This is a genomic window from Nonlabens antarcticus (genome assembly GCF_015356755.1).
Taxonomy (GTDB): domain Bacteria; phylum Bacteroidota; class Bacteroidia; order Flavobacteriales; family Flavobacteriaceae; genus Nonlabens; species Nonlabens antarcticus.
Map to the genome: position 1 here is coordinate 24,628 of NZ_JADFCO010000063.1, position 25,884 is coordinate 50,511.

24 protein-coding genes are annotated in these 25,884 nt (G+C 37.1%); all 24 read right to left on the bottom strand.

Features of this window, described 5'->3' with window-relative positions; all coding sequences use genetic code 11:
• Nucleotides 1-20 precede the first annotated feature (20 nt).
• Nucleotides 21-2,519 carry a hypothetical protein gene (locus IQ282_RS04395; protein ID WP_228547218.1) on the bottom strand — a complete coding sequence of 833 codons (2,499 nt, stop codon included), beginning with the start codon at nucleotides 2,517-2,519 and terminating at the stop codon, nucleotides 21-23.
• A gap of 114 nt (nucleotides 2,520-2,633) precedes the next feature.
• The gene (locus IQ282_RS04400) at nucleotides 2,634-3,296 is read right to left on the bottom strand and encodes an ATPase (protein WP_194850694.1); all 663 of its coding nucleotides are present in this window, start codon (nucleotides 3,294-3,296) and stop codon (nucleotides 2,634-2,636) included.
• Nucleotides 3,280-4,032 carry a hypothetical protein gene (locus IQ282_RS04405; RefSeq protein ID WP_194850695.1) on the bottom strand — a complete coding sequence of 251 codons (753 nt, stop codon included), beginning with the start codon at nucleotides 4,030-4,032 and terminating at the stop codon, nucleotides 3,280-3,282. The genes IQ282_RS04400 and IQ282_RS04405 overlap by 17 nt, the downstream gene beginning before the upstream one ends.
• A gap of 3 nt (nucleotides 4,033-4,035) precedes the next feature.
• Nucleotides 4,036-4,320 carry a helix-turn-helix domain-containing protein gene (locus IQ282_RS04410; protein WP_026754847.1) on the bottom strand — a complete coding sequence of 95 codons (285 nt, stop codon included), beginning with the start codon at nucleotides 4,318-4,320 and terminating at the stop codon, nucleotides 4,036-4,038.
• A gap of 293 nt (nucleotides 4,321-4,613) precedes the next feature.
• On the bottom strand, nucleotides 4,614-5,465 hold the full coding sequence (locus IQ282_RS04415; protein WP_070237401.1) for an RteC domain-containing protein: 852 nt from the start codon (nucleotides 5,463-5,465) through the stop codon (nucleotides 4,614-4,616).
• A gap of 64 nt (nucleotides 5,466-5,529) precedes the next feature.
• On the bottom strand, nucleotides 5,530-6,744 hold the full coding sequence (locus IQ282_RS04420; RefSeq protein ID WP_121344431.1) for an MFS transporter: 1,215 nt from the start codon (nucleotides 6,742-6,744) through the stop codon (nucleotides 5,530-5,532).
• On the bottom strand, nucleotides 6,745-8,862 hold the full coding sequence (locus IQ282_RS04425) for a copper-translocating P-type ATPase (RefSeq protein WP_034886804.1): 2,118 nt from the start codon (nucleotides 8,860-8,862) through the stop codon (nucleotides 6,745-6,747).
• A gap of 18 nt (nucleotides 8,863-8,880) precedes the next feature.
• Entirely contained in the window at nucleotides 8,881-9,174 is a 294-nt protein-coding gene (locus IQ282_RS04430; protein WP_034886805.1) for a hypothetical protein, read from the bottom strand.
• Nucleotides 9,175-9,180: 6 nt separating this feature from the next.
• Entirely contained in the window at nucleotides 9,181-9,825 is a 645-nt protein-coding gene (locus IQ282_RS04435) for a hypothetical protein (protein ID WP_121344432.1), read from the bottom strand.
• The gene (locus tag IQ282_RS04440) at nucleotides 9,822-10,715 is read right to left on the bottom strand and encodes a ribose-phosphate pyrophosphokinase (RefSeq protein ID WP_121344433.1); all 894 of its coding nucleotides are present in this window, start codon (nucleotides 10,713-10,715) and stop codon (nucleotides 9,822-9,824) included. The genes IQ282_RS04435 and IQ282_RS04440 overlap by 4 nt, the downstream gene beginning before the upstream one ends.
• Before the next feature lie 6 nt (nucleotides 10,716-10,721).
• Complete coding sequence (locus IQ282_RS04445; protein WP_121344434.1) at nucleotides 10,722-12,224, bottom strand: thymidine phosphorylase family protein; 1,503 nt, start codon at nucleotides 12,222-12,224, stop codon at nucleotides 10,722-10,724.
• 28 nt (nucleotides 12,225-12,252) lie between these two features.
• Complete coding sequence (locus IQ282_RS04450; protein WP_121344435.1) at nucleotides 12,253-13,629, bottom strand: MBL fold metallo-hydrolase RNA specificity domain-containing protein; 1,377 nt, start codon at nucleotides 13,627-13,629, stop codon at nucleotides 12,253-12,255.
• 15 nt (nucleotides 13,630-13,644) lie between these two features.
• On the bottom strand, nucleotides 13,645-13,899 hold the full coding sequence (locus IQ282_RS04455; protein WP_121344436.1) for a hypothetical protein: 255 nt from the start codon (nucleotides 13,897-13,899) through the stop codon (nucleotides 13,645-13,647).
• A 132-nt stretch (nucleotides 13,900-14,031) separates the two neighbouring features.
• Nucleotides 14,032-14,874 (bottom strand): ATP cone domain-containing protein, encoded by an 843-nt coding sequence (locus IQ282_RS04460; RefSeq protein WP_121344437.1) that lies wholly within the window; start codon nucleotides 14,872-14,874, stop codon nucleotides 14,032-14,034.
• The gene (locus IQ282_RS04465; RefSeq protein WP_121344438.1) at nucleotides 14,871-15,707 is read right to left on the bottom strand and encodes a universal stress protein; all 837 of its coding nucleotides are present in this window, start codon (nucleotides 15,705-15,707) and stop codon (nucleotides 14,871-14,873) included. Before IQ282_RS04465 ends, IQ282_RS04460 begins: the two co-directional genes overlap by 4 nt.
• 24 nt (nucleotides 15,708-15,731) lie before the next feature.
• Entirely contained in the window at nucleotides 15,732-16,505 is a 774-nt protein-coding gene (locus tag IQ282_RS04470; RefSeq protein WP_070237408.1) for an SDR family oxidoreductase, read from the bottom strand.
• A 42-nt stretch (nucleotides 16,506-16,547) separates the two neighbouring features.
• Nucleotides 16,548-17,537 carry a 2-hydroxyacid dehydrogenase gene (locus IQ282_RS04475; protein WP_121344439.1) on the bottom strand — a complete coding sequence of 330 codons (990 nt, stop codon included), beginning with the start codon at nucleotides 17,535-17,537 and terminating at the stop codon, nucleotides 16,548-16,550.
• A 10-nt stretch (nucleotides 17,538-17,547) separates the two neighbouring features.
• Nucleotides 17,548-18,816, bottom strand: a complete 1,269-nt coding sequence (locus IQ282_RS04480; RefSeq protein WP_121344440.1) for an MgtC/SapB family protein — start codon at nucleotides 18,814-18,816, stop codon at nucleotides 17,548-17,550.
• Nucleotides 18,817-18,851: 35 nt separating this feature from the next.
• Nucleotides 18,852-21,197 carry a glycosyltransferase gene (locus IQ282_RS04485; protein ID WP_121344441.1) on the bottom strand — a complete coding sequence of 782 codons (2,346 nt, stop codon included), beginning with the start codon at nucleotides 21,195-21,197 and terminating at the stop codon, nucleotides 18,852-18,854.
• Nucleotides 21,194-22,264 (bottom strand): glycoside hydrolase family 130 protein, encoded by a 1,071-nt coding sequence (locus IQ282_RS04490; RefSeq protein WP_194850696.1) that lies wholly within the window; start codon nucleotides 22,262-22,264, stop codon nucleotides 21,194-21,196. The genes IQ282_RS04485 and IQ282_RS04490 overlap by 4 nt, the downstream gene beginning before the upstream one ends.
• Nucleotides 22,265-22,274: 10 nt before the next feature.
• Nucleotides 22,275-22,625 carry a phosphomannose isomerase type II C-terminal cupin domain gene (locus tag IQ282_RS04495; protein ID WP_121344443.1) on the bottom strand — a complete coding sequence of 117 codons (351 nt, stop codon included), beginning with the start codon at nucleotides 22,623-22,625 and terminating at the stop codon, nucleotides 22,275-22,277.
• 11 nt (nucleotides 22,626-22,636) lie between these two features.
• Complete coding sequence (locus IQ282_RS04500) at nucleotides 22,637-23,611, bottom strand: ATP-dependent 6-phosphofructokinase (RefSeq protein ID WP_121344444.1); 975 nt, start codon at nucleotides 23,609-23,611, stop codon at nucleotides 22,637-22,639.
• The gene (locus IQ282_RS04505) at nucleotides 23,601-24,494 is read right to left on the bottom strand and encodes an alpha/beta fold hydrolase (protein ID WP_317174181.1); all 894 of its coding nucleotides are present in this window, start codon (nucleotides 24,492-24,494) and stop codon (nucleotides 23,601-23,603) included. The genes IQ282_RS04500 and IQ282_RS04505 overlap by 11 nt, the downstream gene beginning before the upstream one ends.
• A 20-nt stretch (nucleotides 24,495-24,514) precedes the next feature.
• Nucleotides 24,515-25,873, bottom strand: coding sequence for a dicarboxylate/amino acid:cation symporter (locus IQ282_RS04510; RefSeq protein WP_194850697.1), 1,359 nt, complete (start codon nucleotides 25,871-25,873; stop codon nucleotides 24,515-24,517).
• Nucleotides 25,874-25,884 lie beyond the last annotated feature (11 nt).

Below are 25,884 nucleotides of genomic sequence, written 5' to 3' on the forward strand. Positions count from 1 at the left end.
GATCAGGAAAACACTTAATTTTAGTCGCCAATTCCCTGCATCATAGTTTCCATCCCGCCAAAATTTAAAATAAAGGTTGAGTAGTAATGGTCAAACAAATCCTTAAGGTATTGGCCCAAATCAACGTGTTCTAAATCATCTTTTCCCTCTACTTTTTGCCTAATTTCATAACCCCTATTTTTGCTTATAGTGTAAAGAAATAAGGTGTGAAAATATACTGAGGTGTAATATTTTCGGTTAGCAAGTTCTAATTGCTCGTGGTTGATATTCCTTTCTTTCGACTTGAAGTTTTTCAATACAGTACTGTCCATATTGATAAAAATGCGATTGAGTAAATCACCCTCAGCATCTGGAATCATAACCGTCGAATAATCTACATCAAGGCTTGTAGCTTCTTCTACCGCTTCCCAAGTTACATCTGTATCAGAATTCTCATCTACGTTCTTGTACATAAAAACTAATTTTGGTAATCCCAACAAATCATTATCGCTTTCTTTTTTAGGCGTCTCGTCTTTTGGTTTACTATTGTCGGCAATTTTAACCCAAAACATTTCCTCTATATTACCATTGGGTGATGATAGACTTGCTTTGATTTGAACGCTATCGCCAACTTTCAATTCATCTTTAGGATTAAGAGAGATTCTTATTTTTCCTTTGTTCGGGCTACTTTTTATCACGTTAAAAACTTCATCTATTTCTTTTGGCTCACCAGGTCTATTTCCGCCATTAGAATCGTTTGGTTTTATATTGAGCACACTAACCCTTAAATCCCCAGGTTCTTCAATCCTATCAAAATAATCATTTGCTACATCTGTGGAAAAGCGAATGGACTTTTCACCATTTAGTGGTATCGTGGCGACCTCTTTTTCATTATTATTTTTAGTATCAATTTGAAAAAATGATGGAAACCTTTTAGGTTCAAAAGGTGTGGGTTCTTTTTCAGTAGAAGTACGTTTCTTTTGTCCTTCAGTTTTTCTATCCTTTTTAATGTCGAGCTTAAACGTTTGGTTTAGCAATTTTGCCAACTCTGAATCAAGGGGTAGATTCTTTGTAAAGCTTTTTAATAAATCACTCGTGTTTGAGGACGTGTCAATATCCACTGCTTGTTTTCGACGTTTTTCTATTTCTGCCAACCTTCCATCTTTCGCGCTTAGTTTTTTAGCTAGATAACTTCTTAGAAATTGGGTTTCGTCACCATCTTTAAGTCTGTCGCGAGAGGCCATAAATAATTCCTTCCGAAAGTTATATTTCATTTCGGTGCAATCCACGTGAATAAGTAAGTGACTCTTTAGAAGGTTGAGCTTCAATGAGCGTGTTATAAACTCAGCAGTATAATGTCCGTGAGTTTGACCATTGAGTGAGAACATAACTGACATTGAATTTTTAAAATACCTGTCCTGTATAATTTTTTTGGTTCTCTTAAGGTCGTAGTCCTTTACCTTAGTTTTAAACACATAGCAAGACACCTTCATCTTTCCGAATACATCATCTGAAAAATTTTCTGAAAAACTCTCGTCCAGATATTCAGATTCTTCAGCTGCCAACCGTCTTTTTAATCCGAACAAATCATTTTCGAGAACTTTATTGTTTGGATAACGTTCTGCGGTGTCGACCGTTAAAATTGGTAGTGCAGGTTGAAATAAAAACTCATTTACACTTTGGTTTAGGTCTTGGGCAAAACCAGAATAGCCTTTAGGAAATTGATACGAATAGAGTTTTAATATGGTGCCAGTTTCAAATTGACGATTGTTGAGGCCAAGGTCTAATTGCGTTATTGTAAAAGATGGGATTTTTTCATCAATGAGCAAGTATTCGTACCAGGTTTCTTTTGCTTGGTCCGATTCTTTTTTAGGATGCTCACGTACCAAGGTAAATCCAAAACCACCATCATTCGTGTAACGCTTTGAAGCAATGAGCTGATATCTTTTCTTTCCACAGAATACAATGGCACCGCTTCCACCCATATTATATTTACCCTGTACGAAGTGAATATCATTTTTATTACCTCGAAGTAGTGATAGAAAGGTGTCCTCAAACTTTTCTGGATGTTGACCTTCACCGTTATCATAAACAATTACCGATGTTGGATGTTGATTCCGCTGGTTCCGTGGTCCCTTCCCGTCAGCAATAATTTGAATATTCTCAGCTTGTTTTTTGCGAAATGAAGGTAAATCCCAATTATTTTCTGGATAAAATCTTTGAATAGCCTCGTCCATAGTTCTTGGTGCAACATCAGATTTTGGGTCAGTTCCTGAAAGAATACATTCTTTAGTTAGTATGGCATCAATGGCGTTGGTTACTTTCTCTATCAAAGCAGCAATGGGGCTTGACTGTTGGTTTTTTACCACACCATAATTACTAAAATTTCCACCCAGTGGTTTCCAGTTTGAGTCATCGAATATTGAAGGGTATGATTTGATAATACTTATTAAATCATTCTCGTCTTTTGCTTGATATAGTTTAAAGAAAAGTTCTTGATGATTAATTTTTTTTGAAGGTTGGTCAAATAGGTCGGTCATATTAAATTAAAAATTTTAAGCTTCTAATATAGCGAAATCGAATGCTCGTAAAAATAGTTTTCAATTATTTCTAAATAGTTTAGTGATTTTTAAGCTTTATTATTATTGCATAATTCACTTCCTCTTATCGCCAGCTTTTGTATCGAAAGCAATCAAGTTAAACAGTTCACGCATCCTGCTACGAACACGATTGCCATAGCGTTCTTCCAGTTCTTGAGCATTGAGATTGGTTGTGGCGTGGGTTTTTATATTGCCTTTGGTCTGTATAAATAATTCATAGCGTGATAGTAAAACCTCGCCCATAACGTTTAGGTCTTTACCGTAAAAACGACCAGCGGGTTCAACTCCTAAATCATCAAAGCAATAAAATTTGGTATTTCCATATTCCTCGACCGTTTTAAAACCTAAATGATTAAAGCTGAAGGTTACGTTCCGGCAAGGAATCATTTCGTAAGTACGTTGCAACGGCACCAAATGACGTAGCAATTTCATTAAGCTGGTCTTACCGCAGCCTACGGGTCCAGAAAGCAGGATACCTTTATCGATGTCAATTCCGTAAGTTGAGCAGTTCTCTTTATCCTTGATGAAGTAAGAACAGAGCTTTAGCAGTATCACCTTATCCTCATCGTAAATCCTAAACTTCTTCCCAAATAGCAGCTTGCCCTTGGCATTCAAGTAAATTAGAATTTTTGGGAAGTCGTAGAGAACGCTTTTACCATCAAAGTTTCCGAGCGAGTATTCCACGCCACCTTCGGTTATTTTAGAGGGGTTGTCCATAGTCTTTGTTTTTAGTGGTTCGCAAGTTGTCCTTGATTTGGGACGCTTGTTTTTTGTTTGGTTTGTTTTCCTCGGCGTATAATTCTGTTCTGTCCATCCAGTTCGTAGCCAAGGCACGCCAATCTCTAATTTCATTTCCATCACTCGTTTGCCAATTTCGGGTTTGGTAATGCTCATAGAATTTTTTTGCTTCATCAGCATCAAAACCTTTTTCTTTAAAAAAAATAAAAACGGCCTGCCAGCCCTTTGGCTGTTTTATATAGTTTTCTTGTTTGATATTGTTTATAGTAGATACCAATGCTTGTCCACTGGTGGGACGGTGCGAGTCCAAAGCTTGTTCATTATTGGGATGGTGTTGGTACACTACTGGTTCACGTATGGGACGGTACTGTTCCGCAAGCTGTTCTAATATGGGATTGTACTGTCCCGTAACAGGTTCATCACTTGTCCCAATAATGGACATCTTGATTTTACTGCCTTTGTAGGGATTGTTAGAAGGGAAGTAGGATAGATAGTTCCAAGAATCGAGGTCTGTCACACATCTATGATAAGTGGATTTTGAACCAATCTTGGCAACGCGCATTAATTCGCGACGGTTTACATAGAACTCATCTGCAAACCGACTACTGTTCCATTCTTGGAACAGCGCCATATATAGGCTTATGTGCGTTGGATTGAGGCGGTCATCAAAAAAGAACTTTTCAAAAGCCGCATTTAGTAGCTTTATATAGTTCATCTTTTAAGAATTTTGCTTGTGCTGCACTCGATTTGAGTTCATTACACCTTGAATTTCCTCTGCATCATAGTAGATAATGCCCCCAACTTTTGTGTATGGCAACGTTCCATTGATGCGAAGATTCTGTAATGTACCTGGACTTACTTGAAGCAAGTCCATTACCTCGGAAGATTTTAAATATTTCTTGAGTTTTCCAGTTGCTTGTTTAGATAGAAGATTCTTGATGTCATCGAGCAATTCCATTTTAAATTCTCGAAGGTCGTCGGTGGTAATAATATTTGCTGGCATAATAGAACGGTTTTAAAGAAAGGGACTATCGTATCGATTTCAACTAATTTGATAGTCCCTGACCTGATTTGACTTTCGTTCTACAAATTTGGGATGGTTTATTGGATTTTAATCCCAAGTTGTACCCAAGTAGGGTGTTTTTATTTACTCATTTTCAATGGTTTAAATTGGTTTGCTTTAGAGGTGTCACTTAAAATCATCTATGCCAAATGATAATAGATAAAATTAATTTTATTTTTTCCCAAGTAAGACCCAACTTGGGAAGAAATTTAACATTTTTAAAAATGAAAATATCAACCGTCCGTTTCTTCCATTCGCCTTAAAAGTGTTGCTTTTAGTCTATCAATAAACTTGGTTTGGTCGATTTTCCGTTCTCTTATTTCGAGAAAAGTTCTATAAACGTTACCAAGATTAAGTTCAAAAATATCTTCACAAGCTGATGCCATTTCTTTAATACCAGCTGTACCACTTTTTATTGCGCCAGATGCCTGTAATGCATAAATTAACTCAATTAGGTCTGTTTTTGAAGCAGTCCAACCAAGTCGCTCACCGTTTGATAGAGTATTCAGCTTATTCGGTATGCCGTATGACAAATCCCTTAAATTACTTAACTCTTCAACGTAATGGCTTATTAATAGGTCATAGGCCATAATTTTGGCAATTGCATTATCGTGGCTTGTGGAAAATTCAGCATCTGTATAAAAATGAGAAGTGTTTGATACCAAGCTAATTTTATCATTTCCTCGCAGAAAATAGAATTCATCCAGAAGTTCAGAATCCTCTCTATAATATTTAATGAAATCTATATTCCGTCGATTACTTTCTTGTAGCCTATTTATTTCTGAATCAATAAATTCCTGTTGAGATTTTATTGTTCCCGCAGGTCTATTTATCAAGAAATTGTAGAGTTTGGCATAAAATTTCAGTCTGCTATAGATGTAAGGTTTATGCTTTTTAAAGAATATTATTTCATTCTTTTTATCTACGAATTCATTTTCCCTTACACAGATGCGTAATTTCTGCAAGTATTGTCTTGAAATAGAAATACCTTGTTCAACATTGTTGAAATCGTTTAGATTAGATTCCTCAACTACTTTTATTTCCTCTTTGTAATTGTCTAGTATTATATGAATTAACTTATGCAAAATATTTTTGGGGCTTTAGATTTGGGTTAATTATCAATAAGTAATGTTTGTATGTTATATCTTTTTATGGGGGATTTTTAAAAAAGAACAGACAACCAATAGCGAGCAAAACAATGCTACCAGCAATTATGAAAGGATAGTAAAAACCGCCTGCAATCAGCCAAGTTCCTAAAACGGGGCCTAGAATCTGACCAATACTATTGGTCGAACTCTGAATAGAAATATTCCTGCCAGTATTTTTCTTTGATATTAATGAAACCGCAGAGAGCAAATTTGGTGTTACCATAGCGCCTCCAGCAGCAAAAACAACGATTAATCCATAGACTAAAAATTCATTGTTAAAAAATGGAAAGGCAATCAAGGATAAACCAGATATTAATAACCCTAAAGCAATTTGTTTCTTTGTTGATAAAAACTTCTCTCCATAAGTAGCGAACACAGGTTGTAAAACAGCCATTATTGAACCACATAGCATAAAACCAATACCAACTTGATTACTATTAAATCCTAATTCATCTTTTCCGTAGATTGAAAAGACAGTTTCAAATAGCGTCACCACAAATTGGATAACAAACGATAGCACTAGTAATACGATAAAATATTTAGTAAATGTGAACCGCAAACTCACTTTTCGTGTTGTGAACTTATGTACGCGAGCGGTGTTTTTTAACCATTTCATCACAACCAAAAGGACAATCAATCCTAGTAGTGCAGCGAATAAAAAGGGCACTGAAAATCGGTCTAAATGTAGCAGGCCTATTGTATATTTTATATGAATATCAGTTTGGGACAGAAAGCCGCCAATGACAGGGCCGAAAATAACACCAGAGCTAATGGCAACACCAGACCAGGCCATTATTTTTGTTCTACGTTTTTCAGATGTAATATCACTTAAATATGCATTGCTAACTGGAATAACTGATGACGTAAAAATTCCACCAAAAATTCGAGCGATATATAGCATTGTCAAGGATGTGGCTAGGCCGGTAAGTAATTGCATAATTACAAAACCGATTAGTCCACAAATGATAATAGGTTTCCTGCCGTATCTGTCCGATAGTTTTCCCCAAACCACTACGAATAGTAACTGAAAAAATGGATAAATGCTTGTGAGCAATCCAATATGGAAATTGATAAGGTCGGTGTCAAGATTGTCTTTTAAAGCTAATCTTTCGGTATAGTAAGGAAGGGTTGGCAATAATATACCATAGCCCAACATCACTACAAACAAACTCAATAGAATTAAAAATATCCTGTTGAGTTTTTCTTTTCTATCCATTTATTTTTTACCGATTTTTCGCTTCAATAATTGCGCATTAATAGCCACTATAATTGTACTCAAACTCATAAATACCGCTCCTACAGCTGGTCCTAAAACAAAGCCAGAAGAGTATAGAACACCTGCAGCTAATGGAATGGCCACCACATTATACCCAGTTGCCCATATTAGGTTCTGAATCATTTTATTGTACGTAGCCTTTCCGAACAAAATTAGGTTTGCAATATCTTGTGGATTGCTATTTACCAATATAATATCGGCTGTTTCGGCGGCTACATCAGTACCAGAACCAACAGCGATTCCTACATCAGCTTTGGCAAGTGCGGGCGCATCGTTTACGCCGTCTCCAGTCATAGCCACAAACTCTCCTTTGTTTTGTAATTCTTCTACAATTTCTACTTTTTGGTGCGGTAGCACTTCGGCATAGTAGCCATCCAATCCTAATTTTTCACTCACAGCTTTGGCTGTTTTTTCGTTATCCCCAGTTGCCATCAAAACTTTGATATTATTCTTTTTAAATATTTTTATAGCTTCCGCAGATTCAGGTCTTATTTCATCAGCAAGCGCAATGTATCCTGCTAGTTGTCCTTCAATTAATACAAATACAACAGTTTCAGCAGCGTCACTATAAGCATCTTCAGGAATAGTTATTTTTTCATCCCTTAAATAACCAGGACTAACCACTTTTACTTGCTTTCCTTCTACATTTGCCTCTACACCTTTACCAGTGATCGCATTAAAGTTTTCAGGCTTTGGGATTGTAATATTGTCTTCTTTAACTTTTTTAATAATCCCAACAGCAATTGGATGTTCTGAACTTTGTTCCAACGCACTTGACAGTCTTAAGATTTCATCGTTTGAATAGGACGCATTTACAGATTTGATTCGAGTAACGCCAAAGTCCCCTTTGGTCAAAGTCCCTGTTTTGTCAAATAGTAAGGCGGATATCTTACGTGATTCTTCAAAGGCAGTTCTATTACGGATTAATAATCCATTTTGTGCAGATACAGCAGTAGAAATGGCAACTACAAGAGGAATTGCAAGACCCAATGCGTGTGGACAAGCGATGACCATAACGGTAACCATTCTTTCTAATGCATACACAAACGGAAAGCCTAAAATCAGCCAAACTGCCAACGTACCAAAACCAATAGCCAAAGCTATATAAGTCAACCATTTTGCTGCCCTATCGGAAAGGTTTTGCATTTTAGATTTGGTCTTTTGTGCTTCCTCAACCATCGTAATAACCTTATTGAGATAGCTGTCTTTTCCTGTATGTTCCACCTTTACCTTTAAAGTGCTATTGCCATTTACTGAACCACCTATTACCTTATCCTTTTCTTCTTTTTTTACAGGCTTGGACTCCCCTGTAAGCATTGATTCGTTTAAATAACTTGAACCTTCTACTATGATACCATCAGCTGGAACTTTCTCTCCTGGCTTTACCAAAATCACGTCATTTTTTAACAAATCTTCAAGTGGTATATCTTCAATAGTGTCGCCTTTTACCCTGTGAGCTTCGGCAGGCATCATACTAACTAAAAGTTGTAATGCTTTTGAAGCGCCTAATACACTTTTCATTTCTATCCAATGACCAACAAGCATAATAGCAATTAGTGTTGACAGCTCCCAGAAAAAGTCAACTCCTCGTAAACCAAAGACAGTTGCAGAACTGTAGAAATAGGCGACACTTATTGCCATAGATATAAGTGTCATCATACCAGGTGCACCATTCTTTATTTCGGAAACAAATCCTTTAAGAAAAGGCCAACCACCATAAAAATATACAACAGTGGAAAGTGCAAAAAGGATGTATGGATTTCCTGGAAGTAAAAATTCATAACCAAAAAATTCTTGAATCATTGGTGAGAAGAACAATATGGGGATGGTAAGCACGAGTGTTACCCAAAACCGTTTTCTAAAGTCTGCAATCATCATTTTATGATGGTCGTGACCCATTTGTCCGTGACCCGGATTATGACCCGAATGGTCTCCACCTCCATTTCTCATCTTGGAATGATCCATTTTGGAATGATCTTCTTTTTCGTGGTTCATTTTAGAATGATCCATTTTCGAATGGTCCATTTCGTTGTTTTTGTGCTGCTCGTGATTTTCCATTATAGTATTGTTTAAGTGTTATCGTAATTTTTTTCTCATTGCTTCCGATATGTTTTCGGCATAGACGCCATAAGCATCTACTAAAAGACCTTTAAGCCCTTTTTTGGAAGATATTGCATATAAAATGCTGTTATCATCGGTACTGCTCATTCCTTCAAAGCGATATATTTTATCCACTTTAAAATCTTCTGGTCGAATCTCAATTTTCAGGGAAGCACATTCCAGACATTCAGGTTTTAAGTTGAAATCATAAGGGTATTCGTTTGTCTGCAAATCGTTAATAGCTTCTGAAAGGGTGTCATAATTTTTCATTTATTTTTATTTATAAGTCATTGTAAAATAACTGTTGTCTTCTTCTGTAAATTTTTGAAAGGTCAATAGACCTTGTGCATTTAATTTCTCGTTAACAGTATAATTGAGTTGCTTAATGCGAATTCCCAAGGCATAGGCCTTAATGTTAATTTTTGAATTAATATTATTTTCGCTATTATTAAATTTTCGGTCGTAAATTTTTATGGTACTTTTTGAGCCAAAAAAATTCAACAAGCCCGAATCAAAACTCATTTCCAGTTCTATATTTTCAAGATTTTTCAAGTCGTAGAGTTCTTTAAATTTTTTAGAAGTGGTATTAATTTCGGTTTCTTTTGATTTTGGGTTTGAAAATGGAAATGCCATTACCATTATACTGGCTTCATCAGGCTTACAGCGATAGGTTGTGGTGTATTTATCGGTCGCTATTTTGTCTTTATCAAACAATTCCGTAACCACCTCAATTTCATAGTATCCATTTTTCTTTATTGTTTCACCAGCTTCAAAAGTTTGTTTGTTTAGAAAAGAGCCTTCTTCATCAAAATTTTCTCGAATAACAACTCTACCTGAAATCTGCCCAATGAGCATTTCAGTTTGTGCATTTATTGTGATACTGAATAATATAAATAGTACTATGAAGCCTTGTTTTCTCATATGTGATGCATTAATTTTTTGACCTCTTTTGCCATAATATCGCTTAAATCAATAGCATTTGAAGGGTGCGGGATGGTATTGCACGTCACTATTTTTTCCACTCCGGAATCCAATAAATCTTGATAGGCATTTCCTGAAAAAACGGCGTGAATACCTACGCAAATAGGTGGTTTCATTCCTGCTTTTTTCAGATGTTGTACGGTTTCAATCATTGTACGTGCTGTCGAAATAATATCATCTACCAAAATGGGAGTAGCATCTTTGTATTTATCCACATCGGGAACAGAGACTTCTACATCACGGTCGCCGTGACGCACCTTTTGTAATACTGTAAATGGTGCTCCGGCATTTTTGGCGACTTCAGAAACCCATTGTTCACTTTCCGAATCGGGTCCAATAAGTACCGGATTTTCGATATTTTCTTTAATCCATTCTGAAATAGCATCGGCAGCGTGAATCACTTTATTTGGAATTTGATACACTTCTCCTAAAGAACTAATTCTATGCAAATGAGGGTCAACCGTGGTAATGCTATCCGCAAAACCTGAAATCAATTTTCCAAAGAAACCAGAAGTTACCCCTTCACCCTCATTAAAGACTTTGTCCTGACGCATATAAGCCAAATAGGGCGCTACTAAACAGGTACACATTGCTCCCAACGATTTGGCTGTATGGCTTAGAAAATAGAGTGGCAAGAGTTTTGCATCTGGTTCGTGCAAGGTGCATACCAGTACCACACATTTGTCTTTAACATCAGATAATATGCGCGTGTATGATTCTCCGTCAGGGAATTTCCGTAAAGTGGCTTTGCCCACTTCAGCTTCCATTTTTGTAGCCATTAGTTCTGTGAGTTCTTCATTTCCGGGAAGACTGAATAATATTGTTTTCATAGTTTTTTAAATTATAGTTATGATATCGTTATGGTTGTTTTTATATTCCAGGGCATAGTTGAGTTCGCCTTTGGATTCAGCATATATAGTATAAAGCAATTGGTTCTCCTCAATTTGTTCTCCCAAATGAACATTTAGAAGAATCCCTGCGGACTTGGATTGAGGCGCTCCGGAAAGCTTGGCGAGTTTTGCGATTTTTCGGTTATCAATTCGCTTTAAAACCCCAGGGGTTTCTGCTCTAATTTCGGTTTTATAGGGTGCTAAAACAGGTTTTGAAAAGCGACCTTGCGCATTACAAATAGCAAGGAATTTTTTATAAGCCTGACCAGATGTGAGAATTTGATGTGCGGTTTCTAACCCTTTCCCTTTTTCTACTTTGCCAGAAAGCTCTATTAGTTCAGCGGCTAAAAGCAATGCTCTTTCTGTTAGGTCTTTTGGTGCATCTGCTTCATTTTTCAAAACTTTTAAAATATCAATGGCTTCTAAAGTGGGGCCGATACCCCTTCCGACAGGTTGTGAGCCATCTGTAATGACAACTTTTACATTCAAGCCAACAGATGTCCCAACGGTTTCCATATGATTTTTTAGTTTTTGAGCCATTTCGGTACTACGAACCTTGGCGGTTTCACCCACGGGAATATCAATGACCACGTGAGTGGAACCAGCTGCTGCTTTTTTAGAGAGTACCGAAGCAATGAGCTGCCCTTCACTATCAATATCCAAGGCTTTTTCAATTTTGATGAGCACATCATCCGCAGGACTTAATTGGGCTGTTCCGCCCCAAACAAAACAACCGCCTTCTTTTTCTACCACGGTCTTTATTTCTTCTAAAGAAAGCGTCACATTGGTAAGTACTTCCATTGTATCTGCTGTGCCTGCTGGCGAAGTGATTGCCCGTGAGGATGTTTTTGGCATAGTAAGCCCATATGCGGCAACAATGGCAACGACTAACGGTGTTGTTCTATTTCCAGGCAATCCGCCAATACAATGTTTGTCCACCACGATATCTTTGTTCCAGTTCAGTTGCTTACCAGAAGCAATCATTGCTTTGGTAAGGTCAGATATTTCATCAATATCCATTCGGTCACCTGCGCAGGCAGTTATGAATGCCGAAAGGTGGATGTTGGAATAATCGCCTTCAACGATATCGGTTATGATGTTGTTATATGCATTGTAATCCAGCTTTTGATTGTAGATTTTTGCCCTGACGTGGCTTAAAGATTCAATTGGTTCTAAATGGGAAACATATAATGTATCATTTGGGGAAACATTCAGTTTTTTCGCAGCAGCATCTGATAGTCCGATTTCATTGGGCAACAGAATATCAGAATTCAGGACATTAAGACTTGCTACGATTGATTTATTTGCATTGGATATTCTTATTCGGGTAAGTGCCTCAAACCCTTCTGAAATACAGACGTGGCAATCTTCGCGCATATACACTACATTTTCGTTTTGGGTATAGATTCCGAGATGTTTATATTTTAATATGTTTGAGTGTGTGTCCATATTTTATTGATTGTTGTGATTTTTCGATTTATTCTATTTCTTCAATATTATAGAGCTGTGGGATTTCTGCATCCCACCCATAGGTTTCCTTCATTCCTTTTTGAAGGGCTTCGGCACCTTCTTTTTCTCCGTGCACAATAAAAATTCGGGCTGGTTTATTTTTTATTTTGCTCATCCAGTCTATAAGTTCAGCGTGGTCTGCGTGTGCCGAGAGGCCTTGAATTTCGGCTACTTCCATTTGAAAGGATACCGTTTTCCCATACACTTTTAATTCCTTGTCGCCTTCCAATAGTTTTCTTCCACGAGTGCCTTCAGCTTGATAGCCTACAAAAAGTAAGGTGTTATTTGGGTTTTGCGCTTGGGTTTCGAGATAGTTGAGCATTCTTCCACCTGTAAGCATTCCACTTCCAGCAATCACGATTTTTGGTTTGTTGTCTGTTCTTAATTCCATTGTTTCACGATAACTGCTTACGACCGTAAAGTGAGAACACATTTCATCACATTCATTGTCCTCCAGTCTGTGCCAATCACGAGTTCTATGAAACAATTCCAATACGTTGGCACCCATCGGACTGTCCATAATCATTTGAACTTTTGGAATTTTCTTTTCTTTCAATAATTTCCAAAAGATGAGCATCATTAGCTGGGCACGTTCTACCGAAAAGCTTGGGACAAATAGACTGCCCCCTCTATTAATGGTGTCGTTGACCAATTTTTCAATTTGCGGAAGTGCTTCCACTTCGTCAGGATGAAGCCTTCCACCATAAGTAGATTCTATAAAAAGTACATCCACTTTTTTTGGTTTTAGGGGTGGATATAGCAATAAATCATTGGTTCTACCAATGTCTCCTGAAAAGACAAAACGTTTTCCGTGCACATCCAACTCAATATAGGTTGCACCCAGAATATGTCCGTTGTATTGGAAGCGAACTCTAATACCGTCAAATAATGGAATCCATTGTGATTGTGGAATTCCTTTAAAGTGTGGGATAGTTTTTTCTACATCCTTTAAATCGTATAATGGTTCTGCGGGACTATGTTTGGAATAGCCTTCCTTATTGGCACGTTCGGCTTCTTGCTCCTGTATTTTTGCACTATCATTCAAAATGATTTTTGCAATGTCCAAAGTAGGATTCGTACCATAAATGGGACCATTGAAGCCTTGTTTTACCAATCTGGGTAAATAACCTGTATGGTCCATATGACCGTGGGTAAGCAAAACAGCATCAATATCACCTACATTAACAGGTGGGTACTCCCAGTTTTTAAGACGCAATTCCTTTAACCCTTGAAAAAGTCCACAGTCTATAAGTATCTTTCTATCTCCTGTATCCACTAGATATTTTGAGCCGGTTACTGTACCTGCCGCTCCTAGAAAGTGGATGTTTATTTTATTGTTTTTCATCTTTATGTTATTTGTTTAATGTCCACCACAACAGGAAGGCGTATTTCCTTTTTCTTGGTTTGATTTGCTCAATTCCGCTATTTCATTATATAGATTGCGGGAATCCTCTTTGATTAAGAGTGCCAACTTCTTTACGGATTTAGGCTCGAAGTGTACCATACCCAATAATATTTCAAGGGCTTCCTCAAGTAGTTTTGGGTCATCTTCCAATGCTTGGTAAAATGGCTCTAGGTCAATTTTTTTCTGTTCTTGCAGTTCATCTGTTTTCATCTGTTTAAATTTTATTGTTTTTTATCGGTCAGATGTAATTCGCCATTAAAAATCTCGGTTGTTATCAAGAATCGCTATGGCTCATTTCATAATTTTTGTTTTAAGATTGTTGAACTTTTATATTATTAATTCTCAAGAGCTTTTACATAGCGCTTCTGAATCTTCTAAAATCTTTTTGTGTCTTTTTTTATCAATTCCTATCTTTTCCAATAACACAGGTTTTTCGTGAAGCTCCTTGCAGAGCACGATACCTTCATCTAATAACTTTGTTTTTTCAGCTTTGGTTAGGGTAGTTAATGCGGTTAAAGGGTGCAGTCCCAACTTATCTATTCTGTCTTTTAAACCGTCACCAATTGGATAATCCCAACTTGTCAATAGTAGCTCTACGCATTTACCATATTGCACCGCATCACTTGTAAATCGTGTATTGGTGTACACGCCTCCTTTATGAAGCTTGGCTTCGTGACCTTTTTGTCGTTCCCATTGTTTTTCAACATCTAAAAATCTTGAGTGGATATATAAGGGAATTTTCACGTTGCAAAACCTACCTTGGTCACTGTGGTATTTACATTCAATCATATAATGGGTATTGTCTTTTTGGGCTATCACATCCACTTCGTGCTGAACGCAATTGCCTTGAACTATGACACCAACCTGTGTTGAAAATCCTTCGTGCGCCAATAGTTTGCCTACCAACTTCTCAAATGGGAAGCCAGAAGGACCAAATTCCATCAGGGCTTTTTTGAGTTTGTATTTTGAAGCACTTACTCTCGACTTACCTTTTAGCATTTTAAATGCCATTTGATAGATTTTTTTTGTGGTAATACCATCGTATAATTGGTCTTCAACTTGCCCTACTATTTGCTGAATCAATTCTTCACTTGCTTGCGAACGTCTTAATGAATTGATAAGTTTATCCACATCAAAGGCTACCACGTCGCCCGAATATTTTACTATGTTTATTGGATGTTTCATTTTTTAATATGTATGGTCATTACAGGAAGTTCTGAATGATTGGTTACACCTTCGGCAATACTTTTTGAAAATAGGCTCAAAAAACCTGTCTTTCCGTGGGTACTCATCGCAATTAAATCTGCTGGCTGATGTTTTAAAAATGTATTAATACCTGCCTCTACTGAAGATTCGTTATGAACACTCATAGAAAAGTTTTTTAAGGCGGGAAACTTTTCAAGAAATTGCTTGACAGGGTTTAATCCAGCGTTGATACTATTAAAGTCTGTTTCTGTATTTATACGTAACAAATGAATTTTAGCATCGCATTTTTCAGCTATTGAAAGCACCGCTTGAAACGGATGACTCACATCTTCTTCAAAATTTGATACGAACAGAATGTCCTTAAAGGGAAATGTTACTTCCTCTTCTTTGACCACAATAATCGGGGCATTAGCCTTTCGGACAATTTTCTCAACATTACTGCCTGTTATCTCCCGTACACGACCCTTTGTTCCGCTACTACCTGTAATGATAAAGTCGTGATGAAAATGGCCAGAATGTTCCAGAATATCTTTTTGTCCTGAATCGAACTGAAGAAAGGTTCGGCATTTAAGACCTTCGTGTTCTGCTATTTTTTCGAGTTCACGTAAATTAGCCTTTGCAGCACCTATCTGCTTTAAGGTTTCTGGATAACGCTTTTCTTTAAGTTTGTCTAATTTTACCCAATCCACAGGTGTTGTCATTTGATGTAGAAAGTGTATTTCTGCATTGTATGTTTTTGCCATTTTAATCCCGAGATGTGCAGCTTTAGTACAGTTTTCAGAGAAATCGGTAGGTACAAGTATGTTTTTCATAATTTTTTGTTTTAGGGTAGTTTGTTATTGTGCGGTATAGCCACCATCGATTACCAATTCAGAACCAGTCATAAACTTGGATTCATCCGAAGCTAGATAGACGACTCCATAGCCTATATCATCAGGCTCTCCCAAATGGCCAACAGGATGCAAACTTTCTAATTGCTTTTTGCCTTCTTCTACATCACCTTGAGCTTTCAGAAAATTTTCTACCATTGGTGTCCAGATATAAGCAGGATGTATAGAATTGATACGGATTCCGTAGCCTTGTCTTGCACAATGCAGGGCAGCAGATTTCGTGAATATGGTAACACCGCCTTTGCTTGCGTTATAAGCAGGTAGGTTAGGGTCCCCGATAAGTCCTTCAATGGAAGAGAAGTTGATAATGGAACCACCTTCTCCAGTTTCCTTCATACCCTTTATACCATACTGAGTACCTAAAAAAGTGCCATTTAGGTTTACATCTATGAGGTTTTTCCAATCTTCAAGGGTAACTTCTTCTACAGTTCCACCTAATCCTATTCCGGCAGAATTAGCTAATATGTGTAATTTTCCGAAAGTTTTGAGCGTGGTCTCAATGACATTTTTCCATTCATCTTCTTTGGATACATCTTGTTTAATGAATATAGCCTCCCCACCGTTAGCTTTGATTTGTTGGACTACCTTTTTTCCATCTTCTTCATCTATATCTGTAACAACGATTTTTGCTCCTTCACGTGCTAATAAAATAGCACTTGATTTCCCTAGACCAGAGGCACCTCCTGTGACAATGGCTACTTTATTTTTTACTCGATTCATAATTTTAAGATTTAAGTGTTACTACTATTTTTTGCTTCTTAATCAAGAAACTTCATTTCCTGAAACTTTGCCTTTTTCAAAACAATCCAGATTATATATTGTGGTTTCAGCAATATTTGTCAATGCAGTTTCGGTTAAAAAGGCCTGATGACTGGTTATCAAAACATTGTTGAAGGTCATTAATCGGGCAATCACATCGTCTTGCAAAATGTCATCGGAATGGTCTTCAAAGAACAATCCTTCTTCTTCCTCATACACATCTATTCCGAAATACCCAATTTTTTTAGTTTTCAATCCTTCGATAACAGCTTTGGTATCGACCAATCCTCCACGACTTGTATTGATAAGCATTACGCCTTGCTTCATTAATGAAATATGTTTTGCATCAATCAAGTGTTTCGTTGAAGACGTTAGTGGTACGTGTAAGCTTATGATATCGGACTGCTTACAAATAGTTTCACAATTGGTATAGATTACATTGTAGGAATTGATTAAATTTTCATCCACAATGACATCCTGAACAAGTATTTTACAACCAAAACCGTGTAGTATTTTTACCAATACAGACCCAATTTTTCCAGTCCCGATAACGCCGACGGTTTTTCCATTGAGGTCGAAACCGGTAAGACCGTTCAATGAGAAATTCTGGTCACGAACCCTGTTATGTGCTTTAATCAATTTTCGGTTTAATGCAAGTATGAGTGCCATTGTATGCTCTGCAATGGCATAAGGGGAATAGGCTGGAACACGTGCCACCTTCATATCCAGTTCAGCTGCTTTTGCTAAATCCACGTGATTGAATCCTGCTGAACGCAGAGCAATATATTTTACGCCAAAAGCATTGAATTTTTCAAGAATGTGTGCCGAGGCATCATCGCCCGTAAATAGACTTACTGCTTTAGAACCCGTTGCGAGAATAGCAGTTTCTTGAGTTAAACGACTCTCAAGCAACTTTAATTGATGCTTACCATCATTCGCTTTTACGAGATACGGCTCTTCAAACTTATGCGTGCTGAATACTGTTGTTTTCATTTCACTTTTTTTAATTTCCTAACTGTATTAAAATATATACTAACCCTACGATGACAACAGTTCCAAAAATTAGCATCACGAGTTTCCCGGTCTTTTTAGAACCTTTGAAATAGGTAATACCAAGTTTTACAATCATATTGCTTATGGTTGCTGTTATAATGACATTGGTGGCCAGCGTGAGTTTTTCTTCCAATGACCCAAATTTTGCCATACTGATAGTTATCGCATCCGTATCTGCCAATCCTGCAATTAGGGCTGAATAGTATAAACCGCTTTCGCCAAAAAATTGATTTCCATAAAAAACTGCAAACAGGATGACCACATAAATACCACCAAACCCAAGAGCGTTCCAAATATTGAGCGGATTACCCAGATTGATAGCTGTTTTTGTGACATCTGTATTCTTTTTGATGAATAAGAGTGCGCTTATCAAGCAGATAAGGGTAAGAATAGTAAATGGAATGACTAAATTTAAAAGTATGGCACTATTGAAAATATAGGCCAGAATCGCAAGTCTGGGAAACATAATTGCGGAAGCTATAATGATACCCGCAGCATATTCTTTTGAAAGTTCTGGCGATTCTTTACTTCGCGAAGCATATATCCAAGCTACTGCGGTACTTGAAATCAATCCACCTAAAATAGCAGTAAGCAGAATACCACGTTTAGAACCTACATATTTTACAAGAAAATAGCCGATGAAATTCAGAAAAGATACTATTACTATTATCGCTCCAATCTCAAAAGGGTTTAGCAAACCTTCTGGACCATAATCTTGATTTGGTAAGAAAGGCAAAATAAGAAGCGCAATAATTGAAAACTTAATAAAAGCAAAGAGCTCTTCAGAAGTAATATTCTTAATGAATGTATTAAAGGTCGTTTTCAATGATAACAGCGTAACCACGACTACTGCGGTCGCAACTGCTTCCTTATGCAAATGATTGGCAACCATAACACCCAAAATTAGCGTAGCGAACAAGGCCATATTGGTGGTAATACCAGTCATAATATGCTTTTGTACTATGGAAAGATGACTCAAAGACAGAAACAAAAGAAATGCTGCCGCAATGATAATGACCAACCAAGGTGTATAGGTTGTGGAAAGATTTCCCAATATAAAACCAATAATGGCAACAATTGGGAAGGTTCTTATACCTGCAAAGCCTTGTTCTTCCTTCAATTTATCATATTCACGTTCCAACCCAAGAATAAGGCCAATGCCCAGACTGATGAGCAGTCCAAGGATGAAAGGGTTGATATTTTTAAAGGCCTCGGTCATAACTACTTTTTTATTGCTTGGTAGGATTAAAATCGCTAACTGTTTGATACATTTCGTTCTATTTTTAAACTTTTACCGATGCACTTTTCTTGGATGATCTTTTTGCCACGTTTTGAAGCCGAGTCCATCTTTAAACTTAAATCTAATTTATTTTCTTTAAGACCAACCTCCAAAGGGTAACCCTCAACAACTAAACGCGCCATTACGTAGCACAAGCTGGATTCCGCACCTTGATTTATATTAATATTTTCTTTTTCAAGACCATCATAACAGGCACCATTAACAGGGTTGTACATAATTTGCTTGAGATGGTTATTGCCTAAAAACCAATTAAATGCGGTATGAAGCTGTTTGGAGTATTTCTTTTTATGGGTAACTTTACAGAATAGGTCCAATGAAAGAATGGTATAAGCCACCTCAATGGGTTGTTCGCCGTGAAAGGTACGTTTGTTTCTTTTGTGAAACCATCCGTCATTAGAAATGACTTTAATTTGCCCTTTCATAAAATATTGTGATAATAAAAAGTCAAAAGTAGTTTCGGCAACGTCCTTGTATTTTTTATTTTTTGTGATTAGCCAAGCATAAAAAAGCGCTTCTGGCAATATACTATTGGCATAGGTCAGGTAATCTTCAAACCATTCCCATTTTTTATCACTGGTAATATTAAAAATGCGCAAGAGCTCTTGGGCCAATGTATCTGCTAACTGATTATATTGGGTTTTAGGCTCATTTTCTTGATAATAATAAAGTCCTTTTAATATAAAGCCAATGGCTCGTGGGGATTTGAAATCCGCTACATTTCGTATGACGTTTTTAAAACAGTTTTCTGCTTTGGCTACTAAACTTTTTGGCAGGTTTTCTGTATCAGACAATACATAGCCAAGTGCCCAAATGGCCCTGCCATTGGAATCTTCCAGGTTCACTTCGGTATTCTGATTGGTAAATTGCTTTTCATAATCCACATAATTATAGAACAGTCCATCGTCCTGTTGGCAAAACACAATAAAGTCCATATAAATTTCAATGAGCCGCAGGACTTTGTCATTTCTTTTTTTCTTATAATACATAAGCATTGCTATAAGCGCCCTTGCATTATCATCAAGTGTATAACCAAAAGACGTATCCGGGACACTAAAATTTGAAAATTGAAGCATCCCAAAGTCAGTAGTCATATCTTCAATATGGTCTGTTTTTATGGGTGGTAAACTAAAATCCAAAGAATTATTATGTTGCAAATAATCCTGAAAAATATCGGAATAGGAAATGGCTACATTTTCCCAACTAAAAGCACGCATTTTAAGAAAAGCATTTTTTCCCATTGATGTTGCTATTAGCGGTTGTTCCAACAAATCGATAACAGCGTTACTAATTTCTATGGGATCTTCAAAATCATTCAATAAAATACCAGTACTGGAATCAAGGTATTCTTTAGAATGGGGAATAGGAGTTGATATAACAGGGTTTCCGCAACTCATGGCATAAGCAAAAGTGCCGCTAACGGCCTGGTTGGGATCTTTAGATGAGAATAAGTAAACATCGGACAAGGATAGGTATTCCAACAATTTGGAAAGTTCCAAATATTCGTTTATAAAAATGACATGGTCTTTAATATCTAAATCATCGACTATTGTTAAAAGCGCATTTCTATATGTTTCGCCTTCTCTCTTTATTATATCAGGATGTGTTTTGCCTAAAACCAGATAAACTGTGTTAGGGAATTTTTGGAGTATTTTTGGCAATGCACGAAGGGCTGTTTCTATATTTTTATTCTCACTTAATAAACCAAATGTGGAGAGCACATTTTTATTTTGAAAGCCATATCTATTTTTAAGCCGTTGTTTTTCTTTCCATAGTACAATATGGGTGCCATGGGGTATGACAGCTATTTTGTTAGTATCAATATGATAATCACTTTCTAGTATTTCTGCGGATTTATTGGTAAGAACGATCAGTTTCTCGGAAAGATCACCCAACGCTTGCACTATTTTAGTTCTTTTTTCATCTGGATAGGGTAGCACGGTATGAAACACACAAGAAATAGGGATGTCTAACTTTAGCAGAAAAGCCACTAAATGGCCACCGTAGTCACCTCCAAACAGCCCAAACTCGTGTTGTATACAAACCATTCCAATATCGTCCCTTTCATTTAACTTATTAGCTACTTTGAAAAAGGAACTTAACTCTTGGGCATCTATTTTATATTTAACTTCCTCTGGATAATCATTAGCGTCGCAGCACTCATTTTCCAGAGCACAAACCTCGATCTCTATGGTTGAGCCAAAGCATCTTTTCAAAGCCCGTATCAAATCTTGTGAAAAAGTAGCAATACCGCACTCGCGTGGAGGATATGAGCATACGAATAAAATTTTATGATTTTTCATGATATAGCTGTTTTTTTTAATTCATTCAATACTAGTTGTAGGCTTACTTTAGCTACCGCCGTATGTTTGTCGGCCGCTCCATAATATATATGAAGGTCGTCCCCGAACAATGCGGTCCCGGTAGGAAATACCACATGATCTACAACACCAAGCAGTTCCCATTCTTCGGTAGGGGAAAATAAGGGATAGGGCAATCGTCCAATTATTTTTATAGGGTCTTCAATATCCAGTAACGCAGCGGCGGCGTGATAGGTCTTTCCAATGTGGGTTTCACAAACTCCGTGGTAAATCATCAGCCAACCATCCTTTGTTTCTATGGGAGGGCATCCGGCACCGAGATAATTCACTTCAAAATCGTAGAACGGATCCATAAGAATATGATCGTGAAGGTTCTTTATATGATTTTCCCAAAATTCTTTGGTAAGGTTTTCCCACTTTTCAAACTGTACTATTTGTATTCCTGGCCATATACGGTGGAGCATTACAAATTTACCGTTGATTTTTTTGGGGAACAGGACAATGTCCTTATCCCTCAGATACCTATGTTTTTCATCTGCCAATCCAATTTGTGCAAACAAGTTGTAGTAATAATAATACTTTGGATTCAATCTTTCCTGATTACAATGCTCCAAATGGTATTTATATTCTTTGTAGGTAATGAATGGTGTGATTATCCCCTTTTTCTCAAAATGTTTCAGGTCTTTTGAAGTTGCCAAAGCACCCATGGCATTGAACCCGTCATAAGCTGTATAAGTTAAATAATAGATATCTTCAATTTTAACAATACGAGCATCTTCCACACCATGTTTTTCATAATCAAAATCACGAGTTATTAACGGGCTTGATTTCCTTTCTATGAGATCTAAATGCTCATTGGTTTTGGCATATCCAATGGTAGAGTAATTGCCATCTTCCACCGCACGGTAAAAGATATGCACCTCTTCACCTTCTTGAAATATTCCAGGGTTTAAAACCCCATTGCTCTCAAATTTCAATTTAGTGGGACTGAGCAGTATCCCTTTTTTCTCTATGGGTATTCTGGTATTAATTTGATGTGTATGTTCCATATTGTAATATTTATTTGGGGTCTTCCCTGTTGTATTTGTCCTTTAGCCTGACAATATCGTTTTCATCAAAATTTCCAAAAGCAATTTCAAGTACACTTACAGAAGAATCAGATGTTTTTATTTGATGTACGGTTTCCTTCGGGATAAAAAATTCGTCCCCTTTATGGCCAACTTTGGTATTGTCGCCAATTACGAAAGTTCCCGTTCCATCTATTACTCTCCAGAATTCTTCCCTGTTATGGTGAAACTGTAGACTTAGCTCTTCGTTTGGATTAACCGTAAGTATTTTTACGGTGCTAATCTCGTTATGGGTAAAGCGTTCAAAGTTTCCCCAAGGTCTTTCCTCTATGTATGTTTTCATTTTTCTCGTTTTTATTTTCCAAATAGTTCTAAGAGTTCGTGCAATTCTTTATTGACCTGATGTTGTTTGACCACTTCATTAAAAGGGGTTAAGTGCAATTGATTGTTTAAAATCCCGACCATTACATTCTTTTTACTTTGTAAAAGTGATTTTACGGCTTCCACCCCAAGCCTAATACCCAACATCCTATCTAAAGCAGAAGGATTTCCACCTCGCTGAACGTGCCCAAGCCTCGTAATTCGTATATCGACATTGGGATTGACTTCCTTTATTTTTGAGGAAACCAGTTCAGCGCCTATTTCATCACCTTCAGAAACCACGACAAGAAAAGCATCTTCGCTATCGTAATTTTTAATCTTGTCCAATAGGTAAATAAAATCTTTTGCACTTTCAGGAATTAGTATGGCATCTGCACCTACCATTAATCCCGAATGAATAGCGATGTAGCCTGAATCCCTTCCCATTACTTCAACAATAAATACGCGGTTATGAGATTCGGCAGTGTCCTTTATTTTATCAATATTTTCAATAGCCGTGTTTACTGCGGAATCAAAACCAAGGGTATAATCAGTACCAGATATATCGTTGTCAATAGTCCCGGGAATACCAATGAATGGGATGTCGCATATTTCTGAAAAAGCCAATAAACCTTTAAAAGTGCCATCGCCACCAATAGCAATTAAAGCATCTATGTTGTTTGCTTTTAGAGTTTGCAATGCTTTTTTACGGCCCTCTAATTCCAGAAATCGTTTGCTTCTTGCTGTTTTTAGAATGGTACCGCCTTTTTGGGTTATTTTTTTTAGTTCGTGTGATGCTAATGGAACCAAATCACCGTCTATCAACCCTTCATACCCTTTTCGAAAACCACTTACTTTTATACCCTTTACTTCAGCGGATTTTGCAATGGCGTACAATGCAGCGTTCATTCCAGGACTGTCGCCTCCTGAAGTAAATACGCCTATATGTTTAATTTTATTAGTGCTCATTAGATATGGTTTTTTGTAATTTTTTATCTGAAATAGTAAAATCTTGAATTGTGTTCCAAACAAATTCTGCTTCTTTCAGAAAGAACTGATGGTCTCCTTCAGATGAAGTAATTAGTTGTGCGTTTTTAAATTCCTTTGATAATTTTAAGGCATTTTCTAAAGGTGCAGTGGTGTCTTTTTCTCCGTGAATAAAAAGCACGTCTTTATCCTTAATTTTCTTTGCAATCGCATATAAATCTGTTTTCAAGATGACCTTTGTAAGTGAATAATAATAACTCTGCCAATGATGCTTTTTTGCATCTTCATAAACATCATCTGTGAGGTTGTCAGGTTTGAATGCACTCGACATAAAAATGGGATGAATCATACAAATGTATTTCGAGAATTTGCTTGTTGAAATCCTATCCACAAAGGAATGGGATGACATAATTTCTTTAAACTCATCAGCGTTCTTATAAACAGGTATGCTTATAAAAATTCCTGCCTTGAACCAAGTTGGTTGCTTTTCCAATAGTGCCAATGAAATCATAGCTCCCATAGAATGTCCCGCAATAATTGTTTTGCCATCATTGAATTCTTCTTTGTTTAAAATTAATTCAAGGGCTTGCAATTGTATTGAAAGGGAATAATCACTTTGTGGTTTTGGCGAATCACCAAAACCTAGCAGGTCGACTAAAAGTAGCTTATGTGTAGTTGTAATACTTTCTAAATTGCGTTTCCAATAATGCAATGAGCCTGTTAAACCGTGCAACAAAACAAGTTTGTTTTCTCCAGAGCCTATTATTTCATAATTCAACAGTGTTTCTTTGGCATCATAAGCTGGTTGCTTACCAATTTTGTAATGCTGATAGCTTGCTATAGCTACAACAGGAAGAATGAACACTATGGATATGAGTAGTAATGTCATTGTTTTGAAATTGATTTATTATCCGTTTTCTCACTAACCAAGATTGGGGTTTTACCATAGTATCTATTGAAAACCATACAGGCAGTCAAATCACCAGTTACATTTACCGCAGTCCTAAACATCCCCAAGAGTCTCTCTACACCAATAATAATAATGATGCCTTCAGCGGGTATGCCGACACTTCCCAAAACAGAAGCGAGTATAACCACACCGCCTCCAGGAATGGCTGGTGTGCCAATGGAAGCAGCTACTATGGTTACGATGACCACTATAATATTGAGTAAGCTCATTTCCAGTCCATAGGCTTGGGCTATAAAAAGAGTCGTTATAGTTTGATAGAGCGCCGTTCCATCCATATTGACGGTTGCGCCAATAGGTATAATAAAATTGCTAATGCTCTTATCCACTTTCAGTTCTTCTTCCGCTGTTTTTAGTGACAAGGGCATTACAGCCGCAGAGCTCGTGGTTGAAAAGGCCAATAGTTGAACATCCCTTATTTTTTTTAGGAAATGCAATGGGTTTGTTTTTCCAAGAAGGACAACCAGTCCTAAATAGAAAAACACCAGTAACAATAGACCGAGTAACACCACCACAACATAGTAGGCTAGACCTGACAGAGAGCTCAAGCCAACACTAGAGGTAAGCTGTGCCATAAGCCCAAAAACAGCAACAGGTACTAACAACATAGACCATTTCACTACCGTCATACAGACTTCTTGAATGGCACTTAAGAGTATCTTTACTGGGCGCAATAATGCTGCATTAAGTGAGAGCACAGCCACACCAATAATAATTGTAAAAATCACGATACTTAACATATCGGCATTTACCATAGACGCCAAAGGGTTTTCGGGAAGCAGGTTTGAAATGGCATCTGGAATATTTTCAAGCCCAAAAGAAAGTTCGGTATCCTCCGTAGAGGTGGTCATTATTTCGTTATGTTCGGATAGCGATTGTTGATGCAAAAAACGACCAGGTCTAAAAAGTTGTGATAGTATAACACCGAGACTTACCGAAACTATGGTAGTGCCCAGAAAATATAATAATACGCCACCACCTAATTTTTTCAAACTATCCTTGTCATTACTGGCGATTCCTGTGATGATTGAAGCCACAATCAATGGAATCATAATCATTTGAACCAGCTTTAGAAAGAGTACGCCTGGCAATGCCAGCCAATTTCCTAAACCATCAGCTGTTTCTTTGGTAATCCAACCATTATGAGGACTTAACAACAACCCAAATCCAACACCTAAAAACAAGGCAATAATAACCTTAAGCCATAAGCGGCTTTCTACCAGTTTTACCAGATAGTGATTTAGTGACTTAAGTGATTTTACTTCTGTTTCGAACATTCTTTATTTTG

Coding starts and splice junctions, on each gene's coding strand:
- IQ282_RS04430 (WP_034886805.1), bottom strand. CDS start 9,174: ATGAAAAATTATGACACCCTTTCAGAAGCTATTAACGATTTGCAGACA.
- IQ282_RS04490 (WP_194850696.1), bottom strand. CDS start 22,264: ATGGAACATACACATCAAATTAATACCAGAATACCCATAGAGAAAAAA.
- IQ282_RS04395 (WP_228547218.1), bottom strand. CDS start 2,519: ATGACCGACCTATTTGACCAACCTTCAAAAAAAATTAATCATCAAGAA.
- IQ282_RS04435 (WP_121344432.1), bottom strand. CDS start 9,825: ATGAGAAAACAAGGCTTCATAGTACTATTTATATTATTCAGTATCACA.
- IQ282_RS04410 (WP_026754847.1), bottom strand. CDS start 4,320: ATGCCAGCAAATATTATTACCACCGACGACCTTCGAGAATTTAAAATG.
- IQ282_RS04425 (WP_034886804.1), bottom strand. CDS start 8,862: ATGGAAAATCACGAGCAGCACAAAAACAACGAAATGGACCATTCGAAA.
- IQ282_RS04485 (WP_121344441.1), bottom strand. CDS start 21,197: ATGAAAAATCATAAAATTTTATTCGTATGCTCATATCCTCCACGCGAG.
- IQ282_RS04400 (WP_194850694.1), bottom strand. CDS start 3,296: ATGGACAACCCCTCTAAAATAACCGAAGGTGGCGTGGAATACTCGCTC.
- IQ282_RS04440 (WP_121344433.1), bottom strand. CDS start 10,715: ATGAAAACAATATTATTCAGTCTTCCCGGAAATGAAGAACTCACAGAA.
- IQ282_RS04500 (WP_121344444.1), bottom strand. CDS start 23,611: ATGAGCACTAATAAAATTAAACATATAGGCGTATTTACTTCAGGAGGC.
- IQ282_RS04470 (WP_070237408.1), bottom strand. CDS start 16,505: ATGAATCGAGTAAAAAATAAAGTAGCCATTGTCACAGGAGGTGCCTCT.
- IQ282_RS04475 (WP_121344439.1), bottom strand. CDS start 17,537: ATGAAAACAACAGTATTCAGCACGCATAAGTTTGAAGAGCCGTATCTC.
- IQ282_RS04495 (WP_121344443.1), bottom strand. CDS start 22,625: ATGAAAACATACATAGAGGAAAGACCTTGGGGAAACTTTGAACGCTTT.
- IQ282_RS04460 (WP_121344437.1), bottom strand. CDS start 14,874: ATGAAACATCCAATAAACATAGTAAAATATTCGGGCGACGTGGTAGCC.
- IQ282_RS04480 (WP_121344440.1), bottom strand. CDS start 18,816: ATGACCGAGGCCTTTAAAAATATCAACCCTTTCATCCTTGGACTGCTC.
- IQ282_RS04405 (WP_194850695.1), bottom strand. CDS start 4,032: ATGAACTATATAAAGCTACTAAATGCGGCTTTTGAAAAGTTCTTTTTT.
- IQ282_RS04420 (WP_121344431.1), bottom strand. CDS start 6,744: ATGGATAGAAAAGAAAAACTCAACAGGATATTTTTAATTCTATTGAGT.
- IQ282_RS04510 (WP_194850697.1), bottom strand. CDS start 25,873: ATGTTCGAAACAGAAGTAAAATCACTTAAGTCACTAAATCACTATCTG.
- IQ282_RS04445 (WP_121344434.1), bottom strand. CDS start 12,224: ATGGACACACACTCAAACATATTAAAATATAAACATCTCGGAATCTAT.
- IQ282_RS04450 (WP_121344435.1), bottom strand. CDS start 13,629: ATGAAAAACAATAAAATAAACATCCACTTTCTAGGAGCGGCAGGTACA.
- IQ282_RS04455 (WP_121344436.1), bottom strand. CDS start 13,899: ATGAAAACAGATGAACTGCAAGAACAGAAAAAAATTGACCTAGAGCCA.
- IQ282_RS04465 (WP_121344438.1), bottom strand. CDS start 15,707: ATGAAAAACATACTTGTACCTACCGATTTCTCTGAAAACTGTACTAAA.